We start from the raw sequence: 20,563 nt of genomic DNA on the forward strand, positions 1-20,563 counted from the left end.
GTTGTCTTTTTTCTTTATATTAACTTCCCATCTCTAAGCGTCAATATACGATCACATACATCAAGCATTCTTTCATCATGTGTAATCATAATTGCTGCTTTTTGACTTTCTTTCACTTCACGTTTCATCATCTCAACTACTTCACGTGCGCGTTTTGAGTCTAAGCTTGCAGTTGGTTCATCAGCTAATATTAAATCTGGATTGTTCATGAAAGCACGAGCGATTGCGACCCTTTGTTTTTCCCCACCAGATAGTTGATTTGGATAATGAGTTTTTCTTTCGCCTAATCCAAATGCCGCTAATAAGTGATCCGCACGTTTTTCAGATTCTTGTTTGTTGTCTTTTTTTAGCTTTGCAATGTAAAGCAATTGTTCTTTTACATTTAAATATGGAACAAGATTTGCAAACTGGAAAATGAAGCCGATTTTTTTCAAACGAATGTCTGTCATTTCCTTTTGTGATAACTTCGTAATATTTTTCTCACGAATGTAAATATCCCCTTTTGACGGTGATAGTAATGCACCCGCGATTGATAATAACGTACTTTTCCCTGATCCAGAAGGACCGACGATTCCGATAAACTCTCCAGCTTTCACATCAAGCGACATCGGGTGAAGGGCTGTTACTTCAGTATTCCCTTCTCCGTACACTTTACTTACTTTGTCTAATTTTAATAATGAAGTCATTACATCCCGCCTCCAATTGCTTCTAATGCATCAACTTTTAATACTTGGTATAACGAAATAAGTGTTCCTAAAATACTAATTACGATAAAGATTGCTGCATATTGTGCAATCATCGGTGTTGTTAATAAGAACGGCATACCTGCTGGTAAAATTTGTTCTAATCCTTGTACAAGAACAATACTGATTATCATCGCCACAACTGATAAGAATAACGCCTGTACGACTAAGCTATTTGCTAAATAAGAATTTTTCGTACCGATTGCTTTTAATACACCTAATTGCTGTGTTTTCTGCAACGTAATTACGTAGAAGAATACACCGATTAGTAACGCAGCGATAACAAGTAAGAACGCAATGATCATTGTTAATGTTCCTTGCTCTTCTTTAAATCCTGGAATACTTTGTAATACTTCTTTTTTGTCGATAACATGTGCATTTTTAATTTCTTTATCTGTATTAAGTGCAATTGCACTATAATCTTTTTGGTTTGGTTGTGAAATAGCGCCCCATACGTCTTCATTTACATAAACGACTGGTGTATGGCTAAACATTTGATTTTTCGTAAATCCAACGATTTTAAATTCTTTCTTTGAAACAGGATCAATAATTGTATCCCCAATATCGATTCCTTTTTCTTTAATTGATTCATCAGCAACCATTTCATTGTTTGCTGTACCTAACTTCTCACCTTCTACAATTTTCGGTTCTAAAAATGAATCGCGTTCACTTGAGAAAATAGCGACATCAACTTTTTTCGAACTACCTTTCTTTTCATAAGTTGAATTTTTCACACGAAACGGAACGGCCTCTTTCTCGCCTACTTGATTTACTACGTTATCTACATCATCTTGCTTAATTTGTGAACGAAGTAATTTATTTTCCGCATCATCCGCTAATACAAATTTATTTGCCTCCATATTTTGAATCGATGAAGCATTATCATATGATAATCCATTTGCTAATCCTGAAATTACAAGGACTAAAAATGATAATAACACCATAATAAGTCCGATTAATCCATATCTTAATTTTGATTGTTTTAATTCACGCAGAGCTAAAAACATTTCGCTCGCTCCTTCCTATTACTTTCTATGCACTTATAATAAAAAAGAAATATGAACGGAATATGAACAGAAGATTACAGAACGAAAATTAAATTACAGCGGATACTTTTTGGGGTTCGGTTTAAGGAAGAGTGCGGGAAAGGTGCGGCTTTATAGTAGAAAGACAGTAAGTGAAATTTTTATCGGCGATTTTTCAAATATATCAGCGCAACTCGAATTATATCAGCGATTTTTCGATTATATCGACTTACCGACAAAAAATGACAAAAAAAAGAAGAGGCCGTTCGCAAACAGCCTCTTCCATCTATTTAGGAAGTTCAACCTGAACAGTCGTCCCTTCCCCTTTCGTGCTATATACCGAAACGGTTCCTTGATGCAGTTCAACAATTTTCTGCACAATCGATAACCCTAAACCGCTACCTTCTACGTTTCTTGCCCTTGCTGTATCCACTTTGTAAAAGCGATCAAATATACGATCCATTTCTTCTTTTTCCATGCCGATTCCGCTGTCTGATATAGAGATCATAACGCTAGACTCTAATTCTTCTACAACAAATTCAATTGTCCCACCATCGTTTGAAAACTTAATGCTATTCGTAAAAATATTACTCCATACTTGATGAAGTAAGTTTTCATCACCTTTTATGACGATGTCTGGCACATCAAATTCAACAGCTATATCTTTCTCGCGCCATTTCCATTCGAGCATAAAAATGACGTCCTTAATTTGCTTTTGTAGATGGAATTCTTTTATTCGCAAAACCTTCTCTTCTTTATCTAATGAAGCGAGCGTAAGTAACTGTTTACATAAACTAGACATTCGCTTACTTTCGCCCTCAATAATTTTCAAGTAATGTTTTCTTTCCTCTTCACTCATACTCTCTGACTGTAATGTTTTCGAAAAGCCTTGTATAGAAGAAAGTGGCGATTGAAATTCATGAGAAACGTTAGAAACGAACTCTTGTCTCATTTGATCTAATTCTTTTATACTCTTTGTCATCTTTTGAAAATTAGTTGCTAGCGTACCGATTTCATCTTTTCGATTTTCATCTAATTCGATATCATATTCACCACTTGCAATCTTTTGAGTCGCTTTCGTAAATGTTCGAATAGGACGAACGATATAACCTGCTGCAATCGCTATAAAAATAATACTTAATAAAACGATAAACCCAAGTAATACCGCTAAGAAAATTCTCATCTCGCCAAACTGTTGCTGAATGTCAGGACGAATAAATAAAGCGTACTGTTTATCACCATGTTTTAACGGGACACCGACACTATTAATTAATTCATTATCGAAAAATCCTGTAATAAACAAGCGGGTTGGATAGGTGGAAACACCATTATACGTTTCACCTTGCAGTACTTTATGAACTGTAGCATCACTAATTGTTATCTTACGAAACGCATTCCCGATACGCTTTCCATTCTTTTGGTCATCTACAATATAAATTTCATATCCTAATTTCGCAATAGACTGTAAGTATGCCTCTTTATTTTCTTCACTTTGCTTTTCATATAATGATTTTACTTCCTCAGCATACATTAAAATCTTTTCACTATTGTAAGGTTTTAACTTCACTTGATAGTACACATTTGTTAATAAAAAGCCAATTATACTACTAAGTAGCATAATCCCGACCGTCATAAAAACAAATCTAGAATACAATGATTTCATCTTATTTCAACTCCAACTTATAACCGAGTCCGCGCACTGTCGTAATTTGAAAATCGTCTGTTCGTTTTGAGAAACGATCTCGTAGTCTCTTCACATGAACGTCAACCGTTCGTTCGTCCCCTTCAAAATCCATTCCCCATACTAGCTCAATTAATTCTTCTCTTGAAAATGTTCTTCCGGGATAACTAGCAAGCTGTGATAATAATTCAAATTCCTTTAAAGGAAGCAAAATCGTTTGACCGTTACACTTTACTTCGACACCTTTTCGATCAATTGTCGTTCCGTGTAGTGTTATAATGTCAGCACTCAGCATTTGATAACGACGCAATAATGCTTTCATACGAAAAATCACTTCAGCTGGCTCAAATGGTTTTACAATATAATCGTCCGTTCCAGAAATGAACCCTTTTTCTTTATCAACTAACTGATCTTTCGCCGTTAATAAAATAACAGGAATATCATGATACTTCCGGATTTCTTCACATAACGTATAACCATCAACAAACGGCATCATAATGTCTACGATTGCAAGATGAATATTTTCTTCCTCTAATACACCTTGCGCTACCTTTCCATCTTCAGCCTCAAAAACTTTAAACCCCTCTTTTTGTAAATGGTAATGTAATAACTCTCTAATATGCTTGTCATCATCAGCTAATAAAATATGTATCATCTTCATTAAACCCTCTCTTGTTCATCCTTCTACATCCTTACATTAAGAAACAATTGGATTTTTTGCAAGAAAAAGAAAAACAATTACAGCATTAATTTTTTCATGGCAATGAGCTAAATTTTAAAATCCATTAAGTGAAATTATTGAGGTTATCAAAGATACTACGCATTAGAACCGCAATACAGTACAACAGATCGTATGATAATGTAGCTTTGGAATAAAGGTTCATAAATAATACCTACAAGCCAATATTTTACGATAAATAAAAAGAATCCATTTTGAAATAGATTTTAAATAGACTAAACTAAGAAGAGGATATTACGTTCAATATATGAGTATATATCCTCTTTTCTTATAAACATTAGATTACTTATACAGATAATAAAAATAAAACTCTATATGTATACTAAATTCAGAAAAGTTTGTATAATCTAGGTGGCTAACGTATCTCATAACGGAAAGCGTTGTGAGGTCTTTAGACTGAGCGTTAATTTTTTTAGGGGTGAAGTGCTATGAGAGTACAAGAGGTTCTCATAGAGAATAACAACAAAGGATACATATTACTGGATCAAAAAAGATTCCCTGTAATAAATCATTTAGGAGGTGACAATTATTAATGAAACAACAAGAACGTATTATCTTTCGTGAGGTTCAGCGACCACAACAAATTTGGGTATGGATACTCATATTTGGGATCGCAGCACTGATGTGGTATGGATTCATTCAACAAATTATCCTTGATACCCCGTTTGGAGATAAACCAGCTCCCAATGGTGTGTTAATTGCTTTGTGGTTGTTTTTTGGGATTGCCTTTCCTGTATTAATGCTTGGGGTATTGAAACTGATTATAGAAGTCCGTGAAAAAGGTCTTTATGTTCGTTTTGTTCCTTTTCATTTTCAATATAAACAGTACCTTTTCAAAAATATATGTCACTATGAAAGCATTACTTACAGTCCACTAAAAAGATTCGGAGGATGGGGAATTCGTTTTAACCTTAAGGGTGAAACGGCCTATAACATGAATGGAAAGAAAGGTATAGAGTTAAAGTTGAAATATAACACAGTGGTAATCGGCACTCAAAAACCGGACGAATTAAAAAAAGCATTGGACTCGGCACAAAAAGCATAATGAAAATTAATCGTCAACAAACGGGTATCATTGTGGAATAAGAAAGGACATTACATATTAGTCATATAAAATATATAATGTCCTTGAATTTATTTGTTTTTTTAAAATTTAGGTCTTGATAATTAAGTGATCAAAATAGATTCTCATATTTTCGCATTAAGATTATTTCAATAAAAAATATTGCTCATTTTCTGCCTTTTTAAAAACTAATTCTAACTCTTATTAAGCCTTAGAAATATCAACAAATCCTTCTCCAAACACATCACGAACATCGTGTATAGCGATGAACGCAGCCGGATCCGTAGTTTGAACAATCCGCTTTAGCTTCACTACTTCTTGCTTATTAATAACAATATAAAGAATTTCCTTCGGAGTTTTTGTGTAATAGCCATGACCTGAATACACAGTAACCCCTCTGCCCATTAAAGTAGTCACCTTTTGAGCAATTTCATTCGGGTTATCAGAAATAATCGTAATAGCCTTTTTCGGATTTAAACCTTCAATTACAAATTCCATCACTTTCGTTCCTACGTATAGCATAATAATTGTCAGCATCAGTTTTTCTGCACCAATGATGAAATAAGATGAAAACGCAACGATTAAATCGAAGAACAGTAGACCATAGCTAATGCTCCAACCTAAATACTTATGTGTCATCCTCGCTAAAATGGTAGTACCTGCTGTTGTTCCGCCAACACGAATAATTAGACCAATCCCGCATCCTATAAATATTCCTCCGAAAATGGCATTTACCAGCATTTCATCCGAAGTAATATACCAGCCCTCTGTCAAATGAAGAAATAGCGAGTTAGTAACTACAGCAATGATCGTATAAATTGTTGTTATCTTATTCAAAAATTTATAGCCAGCTATTAACAAAAACGCGTTTAGAATTAAGTTGACTAAGCCTGGTGACCATTCAAATAAATAGTAGGTAATAATCGTGATACCCGTTACTCCACCCTCACCAAACTCGTTCGGGATAACAAACAAATTCACACCTAACGCAAAAAGAAATGCACCAATAATAATAAAAATAATGTCTGTCGTTCTTTTTTTCATACAGTACCTCACTTCTTATGTAAATATTTATTCTGCCATAAACTCTCACCATTATATCGTGGAATATTCAAATCGAACAGTGGTTTGTTTTTATTTTAATATAGGATGACAAACAAATTTTCCCTAAATCCGTATGTAATTAAAAAAGTAAAATAACTGTATTTATTATGTACTACAAATAAAGTTTTGATTTCACATACAATTCACGCTAAAAAATGTATATGAACACTCTCACTCGCACAAACTTCGAATACAAAACAAATAGGCGAAGCTATAGAATAGACTTCGCATCAAGCATTTGATCACAGAGATTTATATGAGATTTTATATTCATACACTCCAGAAATAAATTTACTTATCTTTCTCCATATATTCTTTAATCTTTCGTTCTTCCCACTCTTTTCCGAATATCCCAATTGGAAAAGTTGTCAAACCGTGTATAACGATACCGATTCCCCAACCTCCAAGTGGATATAAAAACCATAATTTACTTGAATCAGAGCTTATATTTATAAAAAAAAGCATCAAATTAACTAGTATATAGACCGTTAAATGAATGTAAAACGCTTTTAAATTCTCCATCCTTTTTTTAGCTCGTAAATAAACCTCATCTCGCTCCACCCTTAAACACCTCTTTCATTATTGTATTTTTTAAACTCGCTCCGATTTAAACATCATATTCTAATCGAAAATCCCTTATTCTCAAAAATTTACAAAATAAAAAAGATCGTCTTCGTTGCAGAAAAATTGCAGGTACCAGTAGACACCCTCCTTTTTGTTCGTAGTACGATACTTTACGAAAAAAATGAAAAATCAAATTTTATAATAGAAATAAAATCTTTAAATCTGTATAATAAAATAGAAAGTGACATTTTAATACAGAAAGGTTTTGATAACATGCTAGGTATCGATGTCAAAAAAACAGATAAAGAATTAATTATTTCATGGCAACTAGCTAAGGTTCAAATTCCATTAAGTGAAATTATTGAAGTTACAGAAGATGAAACCTATGCTGGTGTAGAAGAAGAAAACGTAATCCGAATTGGAACAGCATACGCTACAACAGATCGGATTTTAATCAAAACAGTAAAACAAAATTATCTATTATTTACGACGAATAGAGTCGCAATTTTGAATAAAATTAATGCATAAGCAGTACGCTAAAACACTTGTCTGTATATTTTTATCCAACTCAACTGTATACCCGCATTTTTAAAATTATTATAGATCCAATGATGTACCTTAATCCCGAATATAAAATAAACAAAAGGTACCCATCAAATTATCATACACATGATCATTTGATGGGTACTGCATGATACATTTGTTATTTACAGAAGTCTAATTAAGACCAAATCCAAACATCATCATTATTTTCAACGTTGCTCTTTACCTCATAAACCTTTTCGATATGATCCGTTGTGTTCCAGTTAATAGAACTTCCGCCCCAGCCCACATACTTCATATCAATTTTTACTTTCTCACCCGTATTGAATACTTGTCCCTTTGTTAAGAAAACATCAATAATAACTTTCTTCCCGTTTAGCGATGGATACTCAACTACGACATATTTAGTAGAAACGTCCCCCTCATCTTCCATCGTTCCTACTTTTGATACTTCTCCAATTACATAATCAGGTGAGCCATCTTCTTTCATGTGCATGCCTAACTTGTTTGTTGTATTTTCAACTGCAGTTGCAACCATATATTCTGTAAAATTACGCATCATAGATCCAGTAGCTTTTACTTCATCCCCTACTTTCACATTTGAACGTGAATCAATATAAACACTAACAGGTTCTTCGTATTGCTTAGATTTAACGATAATCACACCATTATCCACTTCTACTACTCGCCCTTCTAACGTCGAGAAATTCGACTCAATAGAAGCCGCACTCGCTTTTGACAGTTCTAATCCTGGTAAATTCGTTCCTGATAATGCTGCGATCCCTAAAGCACCTGCTAAAATTAATTTTTTCATACCCATTATGAAACATCTCCATTCATGATGATTTTATTTTTTCGATTGGATACGACCAACCTGTAACTATTATAGTTACAGACAATAAGGAATAGCAACCATCTTTCTCATGCAATGTTGCATACTGTAATTTTTAAATTTAAATCGATTATTCCTATATTCAACACGAATGCCAAATACTTGAATAACAGCAGGTAAACTGATTGATGATGAAGAAACTAATGTCATGCATCATATTTTTTCAATGCTACATTTTGTATAATCGTAGTCCATTAAATTATGTAGGAGCGGAATTAAAATGTTAATGAAACCAAAAAGATTACAGTCGGGAGATATTGTGGCAACAGTAAGCCCTTCGTGGGGAGGATCAGGTGATTCTGAGCTAAGATGGCGTTATGAGCAAGGAGTAAAAAGATTAGAAAAAGTTTTCGGTCTTAAGGTTGTCCCAATGCCAAATAGTTTAAAAGGTAGCGAATTCATTTATAACAACCCAGAGGCTCGTGCGAAAGATTTAATGACAGCATTTAAAGATACGCGCGTGAAAGCAATCATTGCGAATATTGGCGGAGAAGATAGCATCCGTTTACTTCCTTATATAGATTTTAATGTGATACGTGAAAACCCGAAAATTTTTATGGGGTACTCTGACGTTACCGTTTCACATTTATTTTGTCATAAAGCAGGAATTTCTTCTTTTTACGGTCCAGCAATTTTAACCGATTTTGCCGAAAATGTAGAGATGGATCCATATACAATTGAAATGGTGAATCGAACTCTCTTTTCAAATGAGAATATTGGCGAGATTCAACCAGCTCATGAATGGACGAGTGAGCGTTTAGAATGGATAGAGGCGAATAAGGATCAACGGCGTACGATGCAGCAAAACAATGGATATGAGCTACTTCAAGGCTCTACCACTGTACAAGGGCGTTTAATTGGTGGTTGTATTGAAGTACTGGAGTTTGCAAAAGGAACGGAGCTTTGGCCTGAGAAAAAGTATTGGGAAAATAGTATCCTTTTCTTTGAAACCTCTGAAGATCATCCAGAACCAAGTTATATAAAGTATTGGTTACGAAACTATGCTGCGCAAGGCATTCTGCAAAAAGCAAAAGGAATCATTTTTGGTAAACCGAAAGACGAAATGTATTATGAAGAATATAAACATGAAATACTGAAAGTTATGAGGGAATATAACTTAGAAGATTTGCCAGTTCTTTATAATTTAAATTTCGGGCATACTGAACCGAAGTTTATTTTACCTTACGGTGCGATGGCAGAAATTGATTGTGAAAATAGATCTTTCTCTATTTTAGAAAGTGGCGTGGAATAAAATAAGTGTGGGGTTTCCCCCCACACTTATTTCATTTCCTTTGCCTACTGATTAAAGAATAATCCCCGAAAAACTCCCCTTCATTACTTCCTTTTCAAGTTGATTCCTACATATAAACATCGCAATAATCTTTGTGCGATTTTTTTCATCTGGTTCAAATTGTTCAATGGTTACGTCACAACGAATCGTATCACCGCTAAAAACAGGACGTAAAAATTCAAAATCCATTTTGCGAGCTAGTACGTTATAATCACCACCCATTTTTGTAGGCAGCGTTGCTGTTAAAAGTCCTTGTACAACAAATCTCCCCTGCTCATCTGGTGTAACATGATGAACGCCCTCATCTTTAGATACTTCCGTAAATAACGCAACATCCTCTTTCGTAAAAGTTCGCTCAAAAGTGATTTTCTCCCCTACTTGCAATTCCATCCATACCCCTCCTCAAAAACACTTTTAAAATAAGAAAAACCGAAACTAAAAATCATTTCGGTTTTTCAAACTAAAGAAGTTTATTTTAACGAATGTACAAACAACCCACTACGAAGTTTCGGTTCAAACCATGTTGATTTCGGCGGCATTACTTCTCCAGCGTCTGCGATTGTTAATAAATCTTCCATTGATGTCGGATATAACGCGAACGCTGCTTTGTATTCACCGCTATTCACAAGACGTTCTAGTTCTTCTAATCCGCGGATTCCGCCGACGAAATCAATGCGTGAATCAGAGCGCGGATCATGTATTTCAAGCACCTGACTTACTAAATGATCTTGTAAAATAGATACATCTAAACGTCTAACAAGATCATTCGCATCAAATGTTTCCTCTTTCACTGTGAGCTTATACCACTTCTCGTTTACATACATTCCAAATGATTTTGGCTCATTTGGTTTATACGGTGAAACCCCTGCTTCTTCCACATAAAAATATTGCGCCACTTGCTTTAAAAATTGCTCTACCGATAAGCCATTTAAATCTTTCACAACCCGGTTATAATCCCAAATTGATAATTCATCATGAGGGAATAAAACAGATAGGAAGAAATTGAATTCCTCTTCTCCTGTGTAATTCGGATATTGCTCTCTTCGCATAACTCCTACTTTTGCAGCTGATGCAGAGCGGTGATGTCCATCTGCAATGTACAAGTTAGGGATATCTTCAAATGCATTTACTAAAGTCGTAATCACTTCTTCATCTGCAATCTTCCACGCAACATGCTCGACTCCGTCTTCTGCCGTAAATTTATAAATTGGCGCATGTTCTTCTTTCCAGCTTGCAATTAAACGTTTCACTTCTTCTTTTGTACGATAAGTTAAAAAGATAGGACCCGTATTTGCATCGCACACATCTACGTGACGAATGCGATCTAGTTCTTTTTCATGACGCGTTCTTTCATGTTTTTTAATTGTATCATCTTCATACTCGTCAATCGATGTACAAACGACAAGGCCTGACTGCGTTCTTCCTTGCATCGTCAGTTCATAAATATAAAGCGCTGGCTCTTCATCTTGAACGAACACTTCTTCTTGTATAAATTGCTTTAAATTTTCACCCGCTTTTTCATATACGCGATCATCATACGGTGAAAGTGCTGGATCTAAATCAATTTCTGCTTTATCAACATGTAAGAAAGAATATGGATTCCCTTTTACAACTTCTCTTGCCTCTTCACTATTTAATACATCGTAAGGTAAAGCTGCCACTTGCACAGCTTTTTCTTCTACTGGACGGATGGCCCGAAACGGTCGGATATTTGCCAAGTTCCTCTCTCCTTTACACAATCATTCGAACGGCTACAACACCTGTAATTTTGCTTATATTTTCCACAATATTCTCTTTAATTATATCATCAATACCATTATCAATATCAATCATTGTGTACGCCCAAGAATGTTTACTACGATTAATCATATCCGCAATATTAATATGATGTTCTGCTAAACATCCTGTAATTTGCCCTACCATGTTCGGAACGTTTTGATGCATAATCGTAATTCGTTTTTTTCCAATGTACGGAAGTTCTACGTTCGGATAGTTTACTGAATTACGAATATTTCCTGTCTCTAAATATTCACGTAATTGACGAGCTGCCATTACCGCACAATTTTCTTCAGACTCAGACGTAGATGCACCAAGGTGAGGCGTCGCTGTTACATTTTTCATCTTTATAACATTTTCATTCGGGAAATCTGTTACGTAATGTGTAATAATATCTTCTTCTAACGCTTTTTGAAGAGCTGTTTCATCTACAAGTTCTCCTCTTGAGAAATTGAATAGACGCATTCCTTTTTTCATCGTCTCTATAGCGTGTTCACCAACAATCCCCTTCGTTTGGTTCGTAAGAGGAATGTGTAATGTAATATAATCACAAGTTGCAAAAATTTCATCTAAACTAAATGCTCTTTGCACTTGCGTAGAAAGACGCCATGCTGTTTCAACAGATATATATGGGTCGTATCCGACAACGTCCATTCCTAAAGCTAACGCATCGTTCGCAACTAAAGCACCGATTGCACCAAGACCGATAACACCTAGACGTTTCCCTGCTATCTCTGATCCAACGAATTGCTTCTTCCCAGCTTCAACAAGCTGTGGTACTTCTTCTCCATCCAACTCTTTCGTCCAGCTCACTCCATTTATAATATTACGGGAAGACATAATAAGACTTGCGATAATAAGTTCCTTCACTGCATTCGCATTAGCCCCTGGCGTATTAAATACTACAATCCCTTTTTCCGTACAACGCTCAACAGGAATATTATTTACACCGGCACCAGCTCTTGCAATCGCCTTTAAATCTTCTGAAAATTCTTCTTGATGTAAAGAATAGCTGCGAAGTAAAATACCATCTGGATGACCTACTTTGTCTCCAATTTCATAGCGATTCCCATCAAAAATTTGCAAACCCTTTTCCGCAATTTGATTTAACGTCTGAACACGAAACATATCCCCATCTCCCTATCTATTCTCAAGCTCGAATTCCTTCATATAGTCTACTAATTCTTGTACACCTTGGGTTGGCATCGCATTGTAAATGCTAGCGCGCATACCACCTACTGAGCGATGTCCCTTTAGCGTAACGAAACCGCGTTCTTTCGCCTTTTGTAAAAACTGATTGTTAAGCTCTTCTGACGGTGTTGTAAACGGAATATTCATAAGTGATCGATACGTAGGGTCAACTGGTGAAGTAAACAATTTAGATTCATCTAAAAAATTGTAAAGAAGTGAAGATTTCATTCTATTTTGTTCTTCAATCGCAGATACCCCGCCTTGTTCTTTCAACCACTCTAGTACAAGTTTCGTCACATAAATACTAAAGGATGGCGGTGTATTATATAGGGAGTTATTTTTACTGTAAGTTTCATAGTTTAGCATGGTAGGACAAGCACTACTTGCACTGCCAATTAAATCTCTTTTTATAATTACAATCGTTAAACCCGCTGGCCCTAAATTCTTTTGCGCACCCGCATATATGAGACCAAACCTCGTAACATCATATTGTTCTGATAAAATATTTGAGGACATATCCGCAACAAGCGGCACTCTTTCTACATGTGGAATATCCACATATTTTGTCCCCTCAATTGTATTATTTGTTGTAATATGTATATAATCTAGTTCTTCATCATTTGGTAAATCATCCATTTTAGGAATCGTAGTAAATTTCTCTTTTTCAGAAGAAGCAATCACTTGCACTTCCCCTACTTTTCCGGCTTCTTGCTGCGCCTTTTTAGACCATGAACCTGTCAGTACGTACCCAGCTTTTTTATACGTACTCATTAAATTTAACGGTATCATAGAAAATTGTAATGACGCACCGCCTTGTAAAAATAAAACTTCATAATCATCAGGAATGTTCATTAATTCACGAAGTAAGCTGCTGGCTTCATCAATAATACTTTGGAAATAAGAAGATCTATGGCTCATTTCCATAACAGACATGCCTGTCCCGTTATAATTTACAAGCTCCTTTTGCACTTTCTCTAAAACCGGCAAAGGGAGTATAGATGGTCCTGCTGAAAAATTATACACTCTCTCCATCACCCAGATAACCTCCCTATTTCTCATTTTTATTATTTTTTAAACTTTCTGAATTATAACCTATATACAATACACGGTCAATTTGTTTTCCGTTATTACGGCGTAAGACGCAATGGAATCGCTTGCATGTGCAAATATTTTTTTATATAAAGTGAGCAGAAAACATATCAACAAAACAACAGCCTAGATGCATAGTGCTCTCCTTTCAAATTTGATAGGTTCTTCTCTTATCTATTTTACTTTTTATACATTAGAAAAAGAGCGAATCTACATTCGCTCTTTTCCACATATTTATGGCCCAAAGCTTATCATCCAACCTAACATAAATCCAAATATAGAAAACAGCAGCATAAAAATAAATAAACTACATGCCCACAATGCATATTTTCGACTTTTGCTTTTTGTGATCATACCTATGACTGAGCACACCACTCCAATACCAACTATTTGCAGAAAACTTTTACCTATAAATGTTTCTTGAATAAGCAATATAATGTTCAAATACAATAACGCTAGAAAGGCAATAATTAATGAAATAGTCCCCATCCACGTTTCCTGTTTATACATATGATTCTTTCCTTTTTTTAAGAATGCCAATTCCATAACCTCGCTTCACCTACTTTCAATTTTCTAACTTTTTCGTGGCTCATCAATTTTTCAACTTCTACTTTAGGCCCAGTTACAACTGCCCCGTATGTTTTTATCCCATTTTTTTCAAGGAAAGAAATACGCTTTGACAACTCTAATACTTTCGCTCTAGATAGCTTCACTGCTAAATTTTCATGCTTCTGTAATGACTTTAACACATCAATAAATTGTTCCTCATGAGGTAAATCACTTACAAAAGCACCACTTGGACTTGAAATCATTTCTGCTGGAAAGCCAATCGGGGCTACATACATACCCTCTTCATTCGTTTGCTTCTCCTCTAATCCTGTATTAACGGCATACCACACAATATCAATAGTAGGAAACATATTCGTTACCTCTTGTACACTTAATAATTCTCTAAAAGATACAAATGCTTCTACAACAGATTCTTGCGGAAGACCCTTTAATACCTGCGCTTCTTCGCTACTATTATAGGACGCATTATAATTATTAGGATGAGACAACACCTCGTTATCTATATATGGGACTTCTGGAATTTTTTCATCTGTTGTATATTCACGGCTTACTTTCGTTGCTCTACTTAATACATAATCTGTTTTCTCTTCTCCTATTCGAATATCTTTCTTTCCTACCCTTTTATACAAATCAAAATGCAATTGCAAACTAAGCGGTAGCAATGTTTGCTCCATGTCCCTATCTTTCAAAAATACATTTGGTTCTGTTACACTTAACGTTTGATTTACTACATTCCGTATCTCCATTGCGTTTGTAGGTGCCACTGTATAATATAAGAGTGTAGATATATATAAAATAGGTTGAATAAGTAGTAAAAAAGTAAATACAATCAAAACATTCGTAATACGCGCTCTTTTTTTACCTATTTTCAACACTTGCTCCTGTTTTCCATCAGGAAGTGAAGCCGGTCTTTGATCAAGAGCTTCTTGTAACAATTCTTTATAATCATCTTGTTCAGAATGAGGTTTATCATTTGTCATTTTGACTCTTTTCCTCCTTTAACAATTCTTTTAATCTCTTTCTCCCGCGAAATATGTGACTTTTATACGTGTTTACCTTTAAATCTAATACAGTAGCACCCTCTTCGTACGTTAATTGATGTACGTCACATAATAAAATAGATTGTGCCTCTACCACTGGTAAAGTATGAATAATCTGAATTAATTTTTCATAACTATTTTTTGCGACTACATACTCTTCTGTAGATTCCCCTGCTTGTATTGTCTCTAATTCTTCCGTTCCTACAAAAGTTACTTTTTTCTCTTTCCTAACAAAATCAATAAACGTATGATATGCCACTTTAAATAGCCATGATTTTACCTTTTGGTTTTCATAGTCTTCTAGATAAAGATACGCCCGATAAAAAGTCTCCTGCATCAAGTCCTCCGCTACGTGATGGCTACGAGAAAGGGAAAATAAATACCGGTACACATCGTTTATATAAACTTTATATATTTCTTCAATTTCCATCCCCCTCCTCCTTTCATATATAACACGAATAAGCGCGTTAAAAAGTTGCATTATTTTTCCTTTTTATATTTTTTATTTATTAAAAAAGAAATAACATTTATAGATTTCAATAACTATTTACAATTATAAACAAAATATGAGATGTTATAACTGTAAATTCCTAAAAAAACTCCACATGTAGTATGTACGGAGATTATCTCATGGGTTATTTACAAATTATAGGTGGGGAATATTTGACGCTTATTTCATAAACATACAAAAAAGTGTTAAGTACATAATCATACTTAACACTCTAGTAATAAAGTATAATAGCTACTTACTCGTAAAGAACCGATCAAAAATTTGATAAATAGCTGAAAGACCAAAGAGCCAATAAATAGTATCCACAAGCGCCGGCATAGAACCAAACCATTTCTCAACTACATTATAATCTAACGCTACAAACAACCAATTCAAACCGCCAAGAATCACCAAAATTACTGTAAGGTATGACAAAAATTTCATTATGATTGCCCCCTAGGTGATAAGATGGTGAAAGGCCTTTCACTAAAATATATGTAATGGATTCTAAAACTTACCTATTTTATAAAATTTATTTTCGATACCATCCATTAATAACTGCCTCTGCTTCTTTACTATGTATTTGATATGAATGATTACTATCATTAGAGCCAATAAACCAAATTGAAAAACCTTTAAAATACGGCTTCGGTTCTAATACATCTCGGTAAGCGCGCCATCCATTTAATTGTACATCTTTTGAAAATACATTTGAAACATCTGGATTCCATGGATTTTGTAGTCCTAGTTCACGCGCTGGTACGTTAAATCCACCAAAATAAACTGGCTTTCCTGTTGCATTATGTAATTGTTCCAGTTGTTGAACAACATTTTGTCCACGATTATATACTGTTGTCGCAAATAAACTTTGCTTCACTTCTTCGTATGATGGATTCCTTTTTCCTGAAACTTCAAACCAACTATCGATACTAACAATATCCACCTTTTTTAAATACGGACGATTTATTTTCTCTTTAAACTTCGCTTCATACGATGGATCCCAACTTGCTGTTAACCACCAGTTCATTTGATACAAAATATTTCCTTTATACTGCTGACGGACAAAATTAATCGTATCGTTCCAATATCCTTCTGCATATTCCATATTCACGAAATTAGAAGCGATTTTCAGCCCATAAATATTGTACTTACTTGTAATGGAATTAAAAATATCTTGTAAAACAACCGTTTTCCAATTCCAGAAGAAATCGTTAATATTACTCGGGTTCCATTCCGTCTCTCCAATATTTCCTTGCTGAATAAATGGGAATGGCTCCAGTATAACTTGAATATTACGCTTTAATAATTCTTGAATTAAAATAATAGCTTGTTTCTTTTGTGCCTGATTAATTACCATGTTAGCAGAATTCACATTCGGAATATCAACTTGAATCGGTACATTCACCGTATTTAAATTCAAGCGCTCTACATCAGCTAACACTTTCGCTACATTTCCTACTTCCCATACCGTTACGTTTCCTGATTTTATTTTTCCAGATTGAACAGTATTTACATCTGCCTGTATATTTCCTTGGAAACAAAAAGAAAACAACATGATACACACTCCTAAAATACTTACTAAACTCTTACTTTTCTTCACAAGTTTCCCCCTATAATTTTTGACATACTTGCTTATTCTATACAACGTTTCACATATATTCCATAAAAAAAAGAGTGGAATTTTCATCCATAAAAATGCTATTCATCCTTTATTCATACCTTATTCATACTAACCTCCTAAAAATAGTAAGGTAAATAAAAAAGGAGCGTATTTCCGCTCCTTTTTTATCTTTTCACGATTGAAGTTATTGAATTTTTTCTGATAATCTAACCACATCTATCTTTTCGCATAAATAAATTTTTATACTCATAAATGTATCAAAAAATTTTTATCTATATTCGCTTTTTGTTTGTATTACTTTTACATTTACTTCATTCGTATTACTTTCATATCTTTGAATATTCATGATTACACCTCCATTATATTTGTATATAACATCCGCCTAATTATGATATTTGGTAAAATTCACTATTCGAGACGTAATTATTGCAGTAATCAAGATAATAAGAGCAGTTATCAAGCCAGATTCTCCAATCCAAATCTCAGTTTGATATCCTGTACTTGCACGTGCGAAAGGTCCTTGAATAATGGCATTCCAAGTAGTATGGATGATAACCGAAGGCCAAACGCTACCTGTGATAAGTCGTAAATAAGCTGTAATATAACTGAATGGCACAATACAAAAATAGATGCCAAGTACTGAAAGAAGGACAGATGTTCCCTCTACATATAGACCAGCAATAACAATTGGAACATGCCACGTTGCCCAAATCAATCCACTAATAAGGATGGGCCGTGAAAACTCTGCATCGACTAGCCTTGTGAGCATATAACCTCGCCAACCCATTTCTTCTCCCAAAACTGGGATTAAGTTAAGCAAACTTCCTAAAATGCCGCTCAATACTACTAGATAAATGAAACTGAATGGTGCCGTTAGATACTGAAGCCCAAGTATATTGTAGATTGGTTCTAACATACCACCTTCGGGATGCTGAAACCCCGCAATTCCGCTCAACCAGGCGATAGAATAAGTAATTCCACAAATAATCATAGGTATTAGCAGAGCAAAACCAATCCCCTTCCATATCTTTAAGTTACCGAGACTAAAAGATACATCTTTAAACCCTTCTTTCAGTATTATGCGAGTCAAAATAGAAGAAAATGCTGGGGTAAACATATATACCACAATAAGCGGCATACTTTTAGTAATTATTACTACTACATTTAGGATAATAGAAGTAATGATTAAGATACTCAGAAAGAGTTGAAGTCCTATTTTAGCACGTTGGATTTTATCTTTATTGTGGAACGATTTTGCGTGTAATATCATTGTAATCCGCCCTTCCCCTTTAATTCACTTGTTTATCGAATTTACTTCTTGTCATTTCCACAGACACAACTTAGAATAAAAATATTTTGGCATACAGATTAATTCATCTTTAAAATCCCTCCCAAATTTATAATCTAGTCTTACTTGCGACTCATCAATGTAATTATTATTTATAAGTTGTCATAGCCGATAGTACAAAAGTGTAATGATTAGTCTATGACCTGTGTCAATTAACCTTATGACAATATGTAACTAGAAAATATGATATGGGATAGATAACAATTGAATTAAGGCAATTGATTCGTGCAAGTGCATGAATCAATCTCGCTTTTAAAAATAATTCAATTGAGGTGGAAAAAAATGAATAAGAAAAGAATAATTGCAATGGTTAGTACAGCTTTATTAGTCACAGGATGTGGAGAAGTAGGAAAGGCTCAAACAGTAGCAGTCGAAAATTCAGGCCAATCTATCCAAAAAAATATAGTTAAATCAATACAATCACAGGCTAACCCATTAAAAACGATAGAGCCGTCAAAACCATTTGAGGATTTAAAACCACTTAAGAAAATGATTGGGAGTGCACAATATGTAGGATTAGGAGAAAATACTCATGGAAGCTCTGAAATTTTCACTATGAAGTTTCGACTTGTGAAATATTTGGTTACTGAGATGGGTTTTACAAATTTCACAATGGAAGAAGATTGGGGAAACGGCTTAAAGCTAAATGAATATATCCAAACAGGAAAAGGAAACCCTAGGGAATTTTTAAACTTGTTATATCCTACTGATGAAATTATAGCCATGATTGAGTGGATGAAAGATTATAATGCTGATCCATCCAATAAAAAAAAGATCCAATTTATTGGGCTCGACTTAAAGGAATTGGACCAAGGTTGCTTTAATAAAGTAATTGATTATGTAAGGCTGCATCGACCAGATTTGCTGGTAGAAGTAGAAGAAAATTATAAAGAATTGTCGGCTTTTAATGGAAGTACACAGGAATATATGGACCTTGCTCCTGAAATAAAAGAAAAGTTCAAAGCAAACGCTGAGAGAGTAGCTCGATTACTAAAAGATGAGAATAAGCAAGCCAACACAGAAATAGTTTCACCCGAGTACATCTGGGCGAAAGCAACGGCAAGTGCAATAGAGAAATTTACCACAATGCTAATTCCTAACGACTATCCAAGTATGTTAAAGCTACATGAGCAATACTTGGCCGATCATGCAATGTGGGCACAAGAGGCATTGGGTGGTAAAACTATGGTATGGGGACACAATATTCATATAGCTAAAGAAATTATCGATGAGGAATTATACCCTTATGCTGCGGGGCAGTTTTTGAAGGAACGTTTAGACAATAATTATGTCACAATTGGTAGTACAACTACGGAGGGGAATTTTACCTTATACAGCGAATATGATCCTTCCACCGGAGGTAAGATTACAACGGGTACGATTCCACAAGATGTAAATAGTTTCAATTATACCCTCGGAAAAGTACCATATAAAATGTTTTTATTGGATAACCGTCACCTTAAAGGACAAGCAGAGAAATGGGTTAAAGCAAAAAGGCCATTACTAAGTATAGGGGGACAACTCCTCCCGGACGGTTCTTTATACTTTGATACTTCATTGCTTGAGCAATTTGATATTATTTTTCACATTCGAAAAACAAGTCCATCTCATATTAAATAAAAGTACAAAACAATCCCGTTCTTGCATCTGCAAGAACGGGATTGTTTTATGGAGATTAATATAAGCATCTTTTTTAACCAGAAGTAAGTTACTCTCCCCTTTTTAGCATCATTTAGAGATGTCATATGACACTTTTACACTAGTGAGAATGACAAAAAAAGCAATATAATTCG

The 20,563-nt window shown here is 34.6% G+C and carries 21 protein-coding genes; 4 read left to right on the forward strand and 17 right to left on the reverse strand.

The window, feature by feature from the left end:
* Positions 1-14 precede the first annotated feature (14 nt).
* The 4 genes from NSQ47_RS09900 to NSQ47_RS09915 form a co-directional block, all read right to left on the reverse strand.
* Complete coding sequence (locus tag NSQ47_RS09900; RefSeq protein ID WP_341036749.1) at positions 15-686, reverse strand: ABC transporter ATP-binding protein; 672 nt, start codon at positions 684-686, stop codon at positions 15-17.
* The gene (locus NSQ47_RS09905) at positions 686-1,750 is read right to left on the reverse strand and encodes an ABC transporter permease (protein ID WP_016105370.1); all 1,065 of its coding nucleotides are present in this window, start codon (positions 1,748-1,750) and stop codon (positions 686-688) included. The genes NSQ47_RS09900 and NSQ47_RS09905 overlap by 1 nt, the downstream gene beginning before the upstream one ends.
* A gap of 304 nt (positions 1,751-2,054) precedes the next feature.
* Positions 2,055-3,431: an ATP-binding protein gene (locus NSQ47_RS09910; RefSeq protein WP_199710075.1), complete on the reverse strand. Its 1,377-nt coding sequence runs from the start codon at positions 3,429-3,431 to the stop codon at positions 2,055-2,057.
* 1 nt (position 3,432) lies between these two features.
* Entirely contained in the window at positions 3,433-4,110 is a 678-nt protein-coding gene (locus tag NSQ47_RS09915) for a response regulator transcription factor (RefSeq protein WP_176108039.1), read from the reverse strand.
* A gap of 610 nt (positions 4,111-4,720) precedes the next feature.
* Between NSQ47_RS09915 and NSQ47_RS09920 the strand changes: the two genes are divergently transcribed.
* A complete protein-coding gene (locus tag NSQ47_RS09920) occupies positions 4,721-5,233 on the forward strand; it encodes a DUF6141 family protein (protein ID WP_002033084.1) in 513 nt (170 codons plus the stop codon).
* 222 nt (positions 5,234-5,455) lie between these two features.
* On the opposite strand, the gene NSQ47_RS09925 is transcribed toward NSQ47_RS09920, so the two are convergent.
* Both NSQ47_RS09925 and NSQ47_RS09930 read right to left on the reverse strand, forming a co-directional pair.
* The gene (locus NSQ47_RS09925; RefSeq protein WP_002161166.1) at positions 5,456-6,295 is read right to left on the reverse strand and encodes a YitT family protein; all 840 of its coding nucleotides are present in this window, start codon (positions 6,293-6,295) and stop codon (positions 5,456-5,458) included.
* A 351-nt stretch (positions 6,296-6,646) separates the two neighbouring features.
* On the reverse strand, positions 6,647-6,916 hold the full coding sequence (locus tag NSQ47_RS09930) for a 2TM domain-containing protein (RefSeq protein WP_078174921.1): 270 nt from the start codon (positions 6,914-6,916) through the stop codon (positions 6,647-6,649).
* A 276-nt stretch (positions 6,917-7,192) separates the two neighbouring features.
* On the opposite strand from NSQ47_RS09930, the gene NSQ47_RS09935 reads away from it, so the two are divergent.
* Positions 7,193-7,447, forward strand: coding sequence for a SunI/YnzG family protein (locus tag NSQ47_RS09935; protein ID WP_341036750.1), 255 nt, complete (start codon positions 7,193-7,195; stop codon positions 7,445-7,447).
* A gap of 193 nt (positions 7,448-7,640) precedes the next feature.
* Here the strand turns inward: NSQ47_RS09935 and NSQ47_RS09940 are convergent, their stop codons facing one another.
* On the reverse strand, positions 7,641-8,282 hold the full coding sequence (locus NSQ47_RS09940) for a hypothetical protein (RefSeq protein WP_340824726.1): 642 nt from the start codon (positions 8,280-8,282) through the stop codon (positions 7,641-7,643).
* 292 nt (positions 8,283-8,574) lie between these two features.
* Here NSQ47_RS09940 and NSQ47_RS09945 point away from each other — a divergent pair, with 292 nt between their 5' ends.
* Positions 8,575-9,606, forward strand: coding sequence for a S66 family peptidase (locus NSQ47_RS09945; protein ID WP_340824728.1), 1,032 nt, complete (start codon positions 8,575-8,577; stop codon positions 9,604-9,606).
* Between the two features lie 51 nt (positions 9,607-9,657).
* Here NSQ47_RS09945 and NSQ47_RS09950 read toward each other — a convergent pair whose 3' ends face one another.
* The 10 genes from NSQ47_RS09950 to NSQ47_RS09995 all read right to left on the reverse strand — a co-directional run bounded on the left by NSQ47_RS09950 (position 9,658) and on the right by NSQ47_RS09995 (position 18,692).
* Positions 9,658-10,035, reverse strand: a complete 378-nt coding sequence (locus NSQ47_RS09950) for an enoyl-CoA hydratase (protein ID WP_078174928.1) — start codon at positions 10,033-10,035, stop codon at positions 9,658-9,660.
* Positions 10,036-10,115: 80 nt separating this feature from the next.
* Positions 10,116-11,363 (reverse strand): DUF1015 domain-containing protein, encoded by a 1,248-nt coding sequence (locus tag NSQ47_RS09955; RefSeq protein WP_016105380.1) that lies wholly within the window; start codon positions 11,361-11,363, stop codon positions 10,116-10,118.
* A 13-nt stretch (positions 11,364-11,376) separates the two neighbouring features.
* Entirely contained in the window at positions 11,377-12,549 is a 1,173-nt protein-coding gene (locus NSQ47_RS09960) for a 3-phosphoglycerate dehydrogenase family protein (protein WP_016105381.1), read from the reverse strand.
* 12 nt (positions 12,550-12,561) lie between these two features.
* Positions 12,562-13,644, reverse strand: a complete 1,083-nt coding sequence (serC, locus tag NSQ47_RS09965) for a 3-phosphoserine/phosphohydroxythreonine transaminase (RefSeq protein WP_341036752.1) — start codon at positions 13,642-13,644, stop codon at positions 12,562-12,564.
* 291 nt (positions 13,645-13,935) lie between these two features.
* Positions 13,936-14,247: a hypothetical protein gene (locus NSQ47_RS09970; RefSeq protein ID WP_002110719.1), complete on the reverse strand. Its 312-nt coding sequence runs from the start codon at positions 14,245-14,247 to the stop codon at positions 13,936-13,938.
* Positions 14,229-15,251: an anti-sigma factor gene (locus NSQ47_RS09975; protein WP_002110720.1), complete on the reverse strand. Its 1,023-nt coding sequence runs from the start codon at positions 15,249-15,251 to the stop codon at positions 14,229-14,231. Before NSQ47_RS09975 ends, NSQ47_RS09970 begins: the two co-directional genes overlap by 19 nt.
* Positions 15,241-15,741 carry a sigma-70 family RNA polymerase sigma factor gene (locus NSQ47_RS09980; protein WP_033714735.1) on the reverse strand — a complete coding sequence of 167 codons (501 nt, stop codon included), beginning with the start codon at positions 15,739-15,741 and terminating at the stop codon, positions 15,241-15,243. The genes NSQ47_RS09975 and NSQ47_RS09980 overlap by 11 nt, the downstream gene beginning before the upstream one ends.
* A gap of 312 nt (positions 15,742-16,053) precedes the next feature.
* On the reverse strand, positions 16,054-16,245 hold the full coding sequence (locus NSQ47_RS09985) for a DUF378 domain-containing protein (protein ID WP_002084566.1): 192 nt from the start codon (positions 16,243-16,245) through the stop codon (positions 16,054-16,056).
* A gap of 88 nt (positions 16,246-16,333) precedes the next feature.
* Complete coding sequence (locus tag NSQ47_RS09990) at positions 16,334-17,401, reverse strand: glycoside hydrolase family 113 (protein WP_341036755.1); 1,068 nt, start codon at positions 17,399-17,401, stop codon at positions 16,334-16,336.
* A gap of 403 nt (positions 17,402-17,804) precedes the next feature.
* The gene (locus NSQ47_RS09995; protein WP_070128741.1) at positions 17,805-18,692 is read right to left on the reverse strand and encodes a CPBP family intramembrane glutamic endopeptidase; all 888 of its coding nucleotides are present in this window, start codon (positions 18,690-18,692) and stop codon (positions 17,805-17,807) included.
* 360 nt (positions 18,693-19,052) lie between these two features.
* Between NSQ47_RS09995 and NSQ47_RS10000 the strand changes: the two genes are divergently transcribed.
* The gene (locus NSQ47_RS10000; protein WP_215579027.1) at positions 19,053-20,390 is read left to right on the forward strand and encodes an erythromycin esterase family protein; all 1,338 of its coding nucleotides are present in this window, start codon (positions 19,053-19,055) and stop codon (positions 20,388-20,390) included.
* Positions 20,391-20,563: the final 173 nt, after the last annotated feature.

Source organism: Bacillus sp. FSL R10-2780, from assembly GCF_038006125.1.
GTDB lineage: Bacteria > Bacillota > Bacilli > Bacillales > Bacillaceae_G > Bacillus_A > Bacillus_A cereus_U.

Bases quoted from the DNA above. Each gene is read 5' to 3' on its own strand.
- NSQ47_RS09905 (WP_016105370.1), bottom strand. From the start codon at position 1,750: ATGTTTTTAGCTCTGCGTGAATTAAAACAATCAAAATTAAGATATGGA.
- NSQ47_RS09915 (WP_176108039.1), bottom strand. From the start codon at position 4,110: ATGAAGATGATACATATTTTATTAGCTGATGATGACAAGCATATTAGA.
- NSQ47_RS09935 (WP_341036750.1), top strand. From the start codon at position 7,193: ATGCTAGGTATCGATGTCAAAAAAACAGATAAAGAATTAATTATTTCA.
- NSQ47_RS09950 (WP_078174928.1), bottom strand. From the start codon at position 10,035: ATGGAATTGCAAGTAGGGGAGAAAATCACTTTTGAGCGAACTTTTACG.
- NSQ47_RS09995 (WP_070128741.1), bottom strand. From the start codon at position 18,692: ATGATATTACACGCAAAATCGTTCCACAATAAAGATAAAATCCAACGT.
- NSQ47_RS10000 (WP_215579027.1), top strand. From the start codon at position 19,053: ATGAATAAGAAAAGAATAATTGCAATGGTTAGTACAGCTTTATTAGTC.
- NSQ47_RS09945 (WP_340824728.1), top strand. From the start codon at position 8,575: ATGTTAATGAAACCAAAAAGATTACAGTCGGGAGATATTGTGGCAACA.
- NSQ47_RS09960 (WP_016105381.1), bottom strand. From the start codon at position 12,549: ATGTTTCGTGTTCAGACGTTAAATCAAATTGCGGAAAAGGGTTTGCAA.
- NSQ47_RS09980 (WP_033714735.1), bottom strand. From the start codon at position 15,741: ATGGAAATTGAAGAAATATATAAAGTTTATATAAACGATGTGTACCGG.
- NSQ47_RS09900 (WP_341036749.1), bottom strand. From the start codon at position 686: ATGACTTCATTATTAAAATTAGACAAAGTAAGTAAAGTGTACGGAGAA.
- NSQ47_RS09940 (WP_340824726.1), bottom strand. From the start codon at position 8,282: ATGGGTATGAAAAAATTAATTTTAGCAGGTGCTTTAGGGATCGCAGCA.
- NSQ47_RS09985 (WP_002084566.1), bottom strand. From the start codon at position 16,245: ATGAAATTTTTGTCATACCTTACAGTAATTTTGGTGATTCTTGGCGGT.
- NSQ47_RS09970 (WP_002110719.1), bottom strand. From the start codon at position 14,247: ATGGAATTGGCATTCTTAAAAAAAGGAAAGAATCATATGTATAAACAG.
- serC (WP_341036752.1), bottom strand. From the start codon at position 13,644: ATGGAGAGAGTGTATAATTTTTCAGCAGGACCATCTATACTCCCTTTG.
- NSQ47_RS09975 (WP_002110720.1), bottom strand. From the start codon at position 15,251: ATGACAAATGATAAACCTCATTCTGAACAAGATGATTATAAAGAATTG.
- NSQ47_RS09920 (WP_002033084.1), top strand. From the start codon at position 4,721: ATGAAACAACAAGAACGTATTATCTTTCGTGAGGTTCAGCGACCACAA.
- NSQ47_RS09910 (WP_199710075.1), bottom strand. From the start codon at position 3,431: ATGAAATCATTGTATTCTAGATTTGTTTTTATGACGGTCGGGATTATG.
- NSQ47_RS09925 (WP_002161166.1), bottom strand. From the start codon at position 6,295: ATGAAAAAAAGAACGACAGACATTATTTTTATTATTATTGGTGCATTT.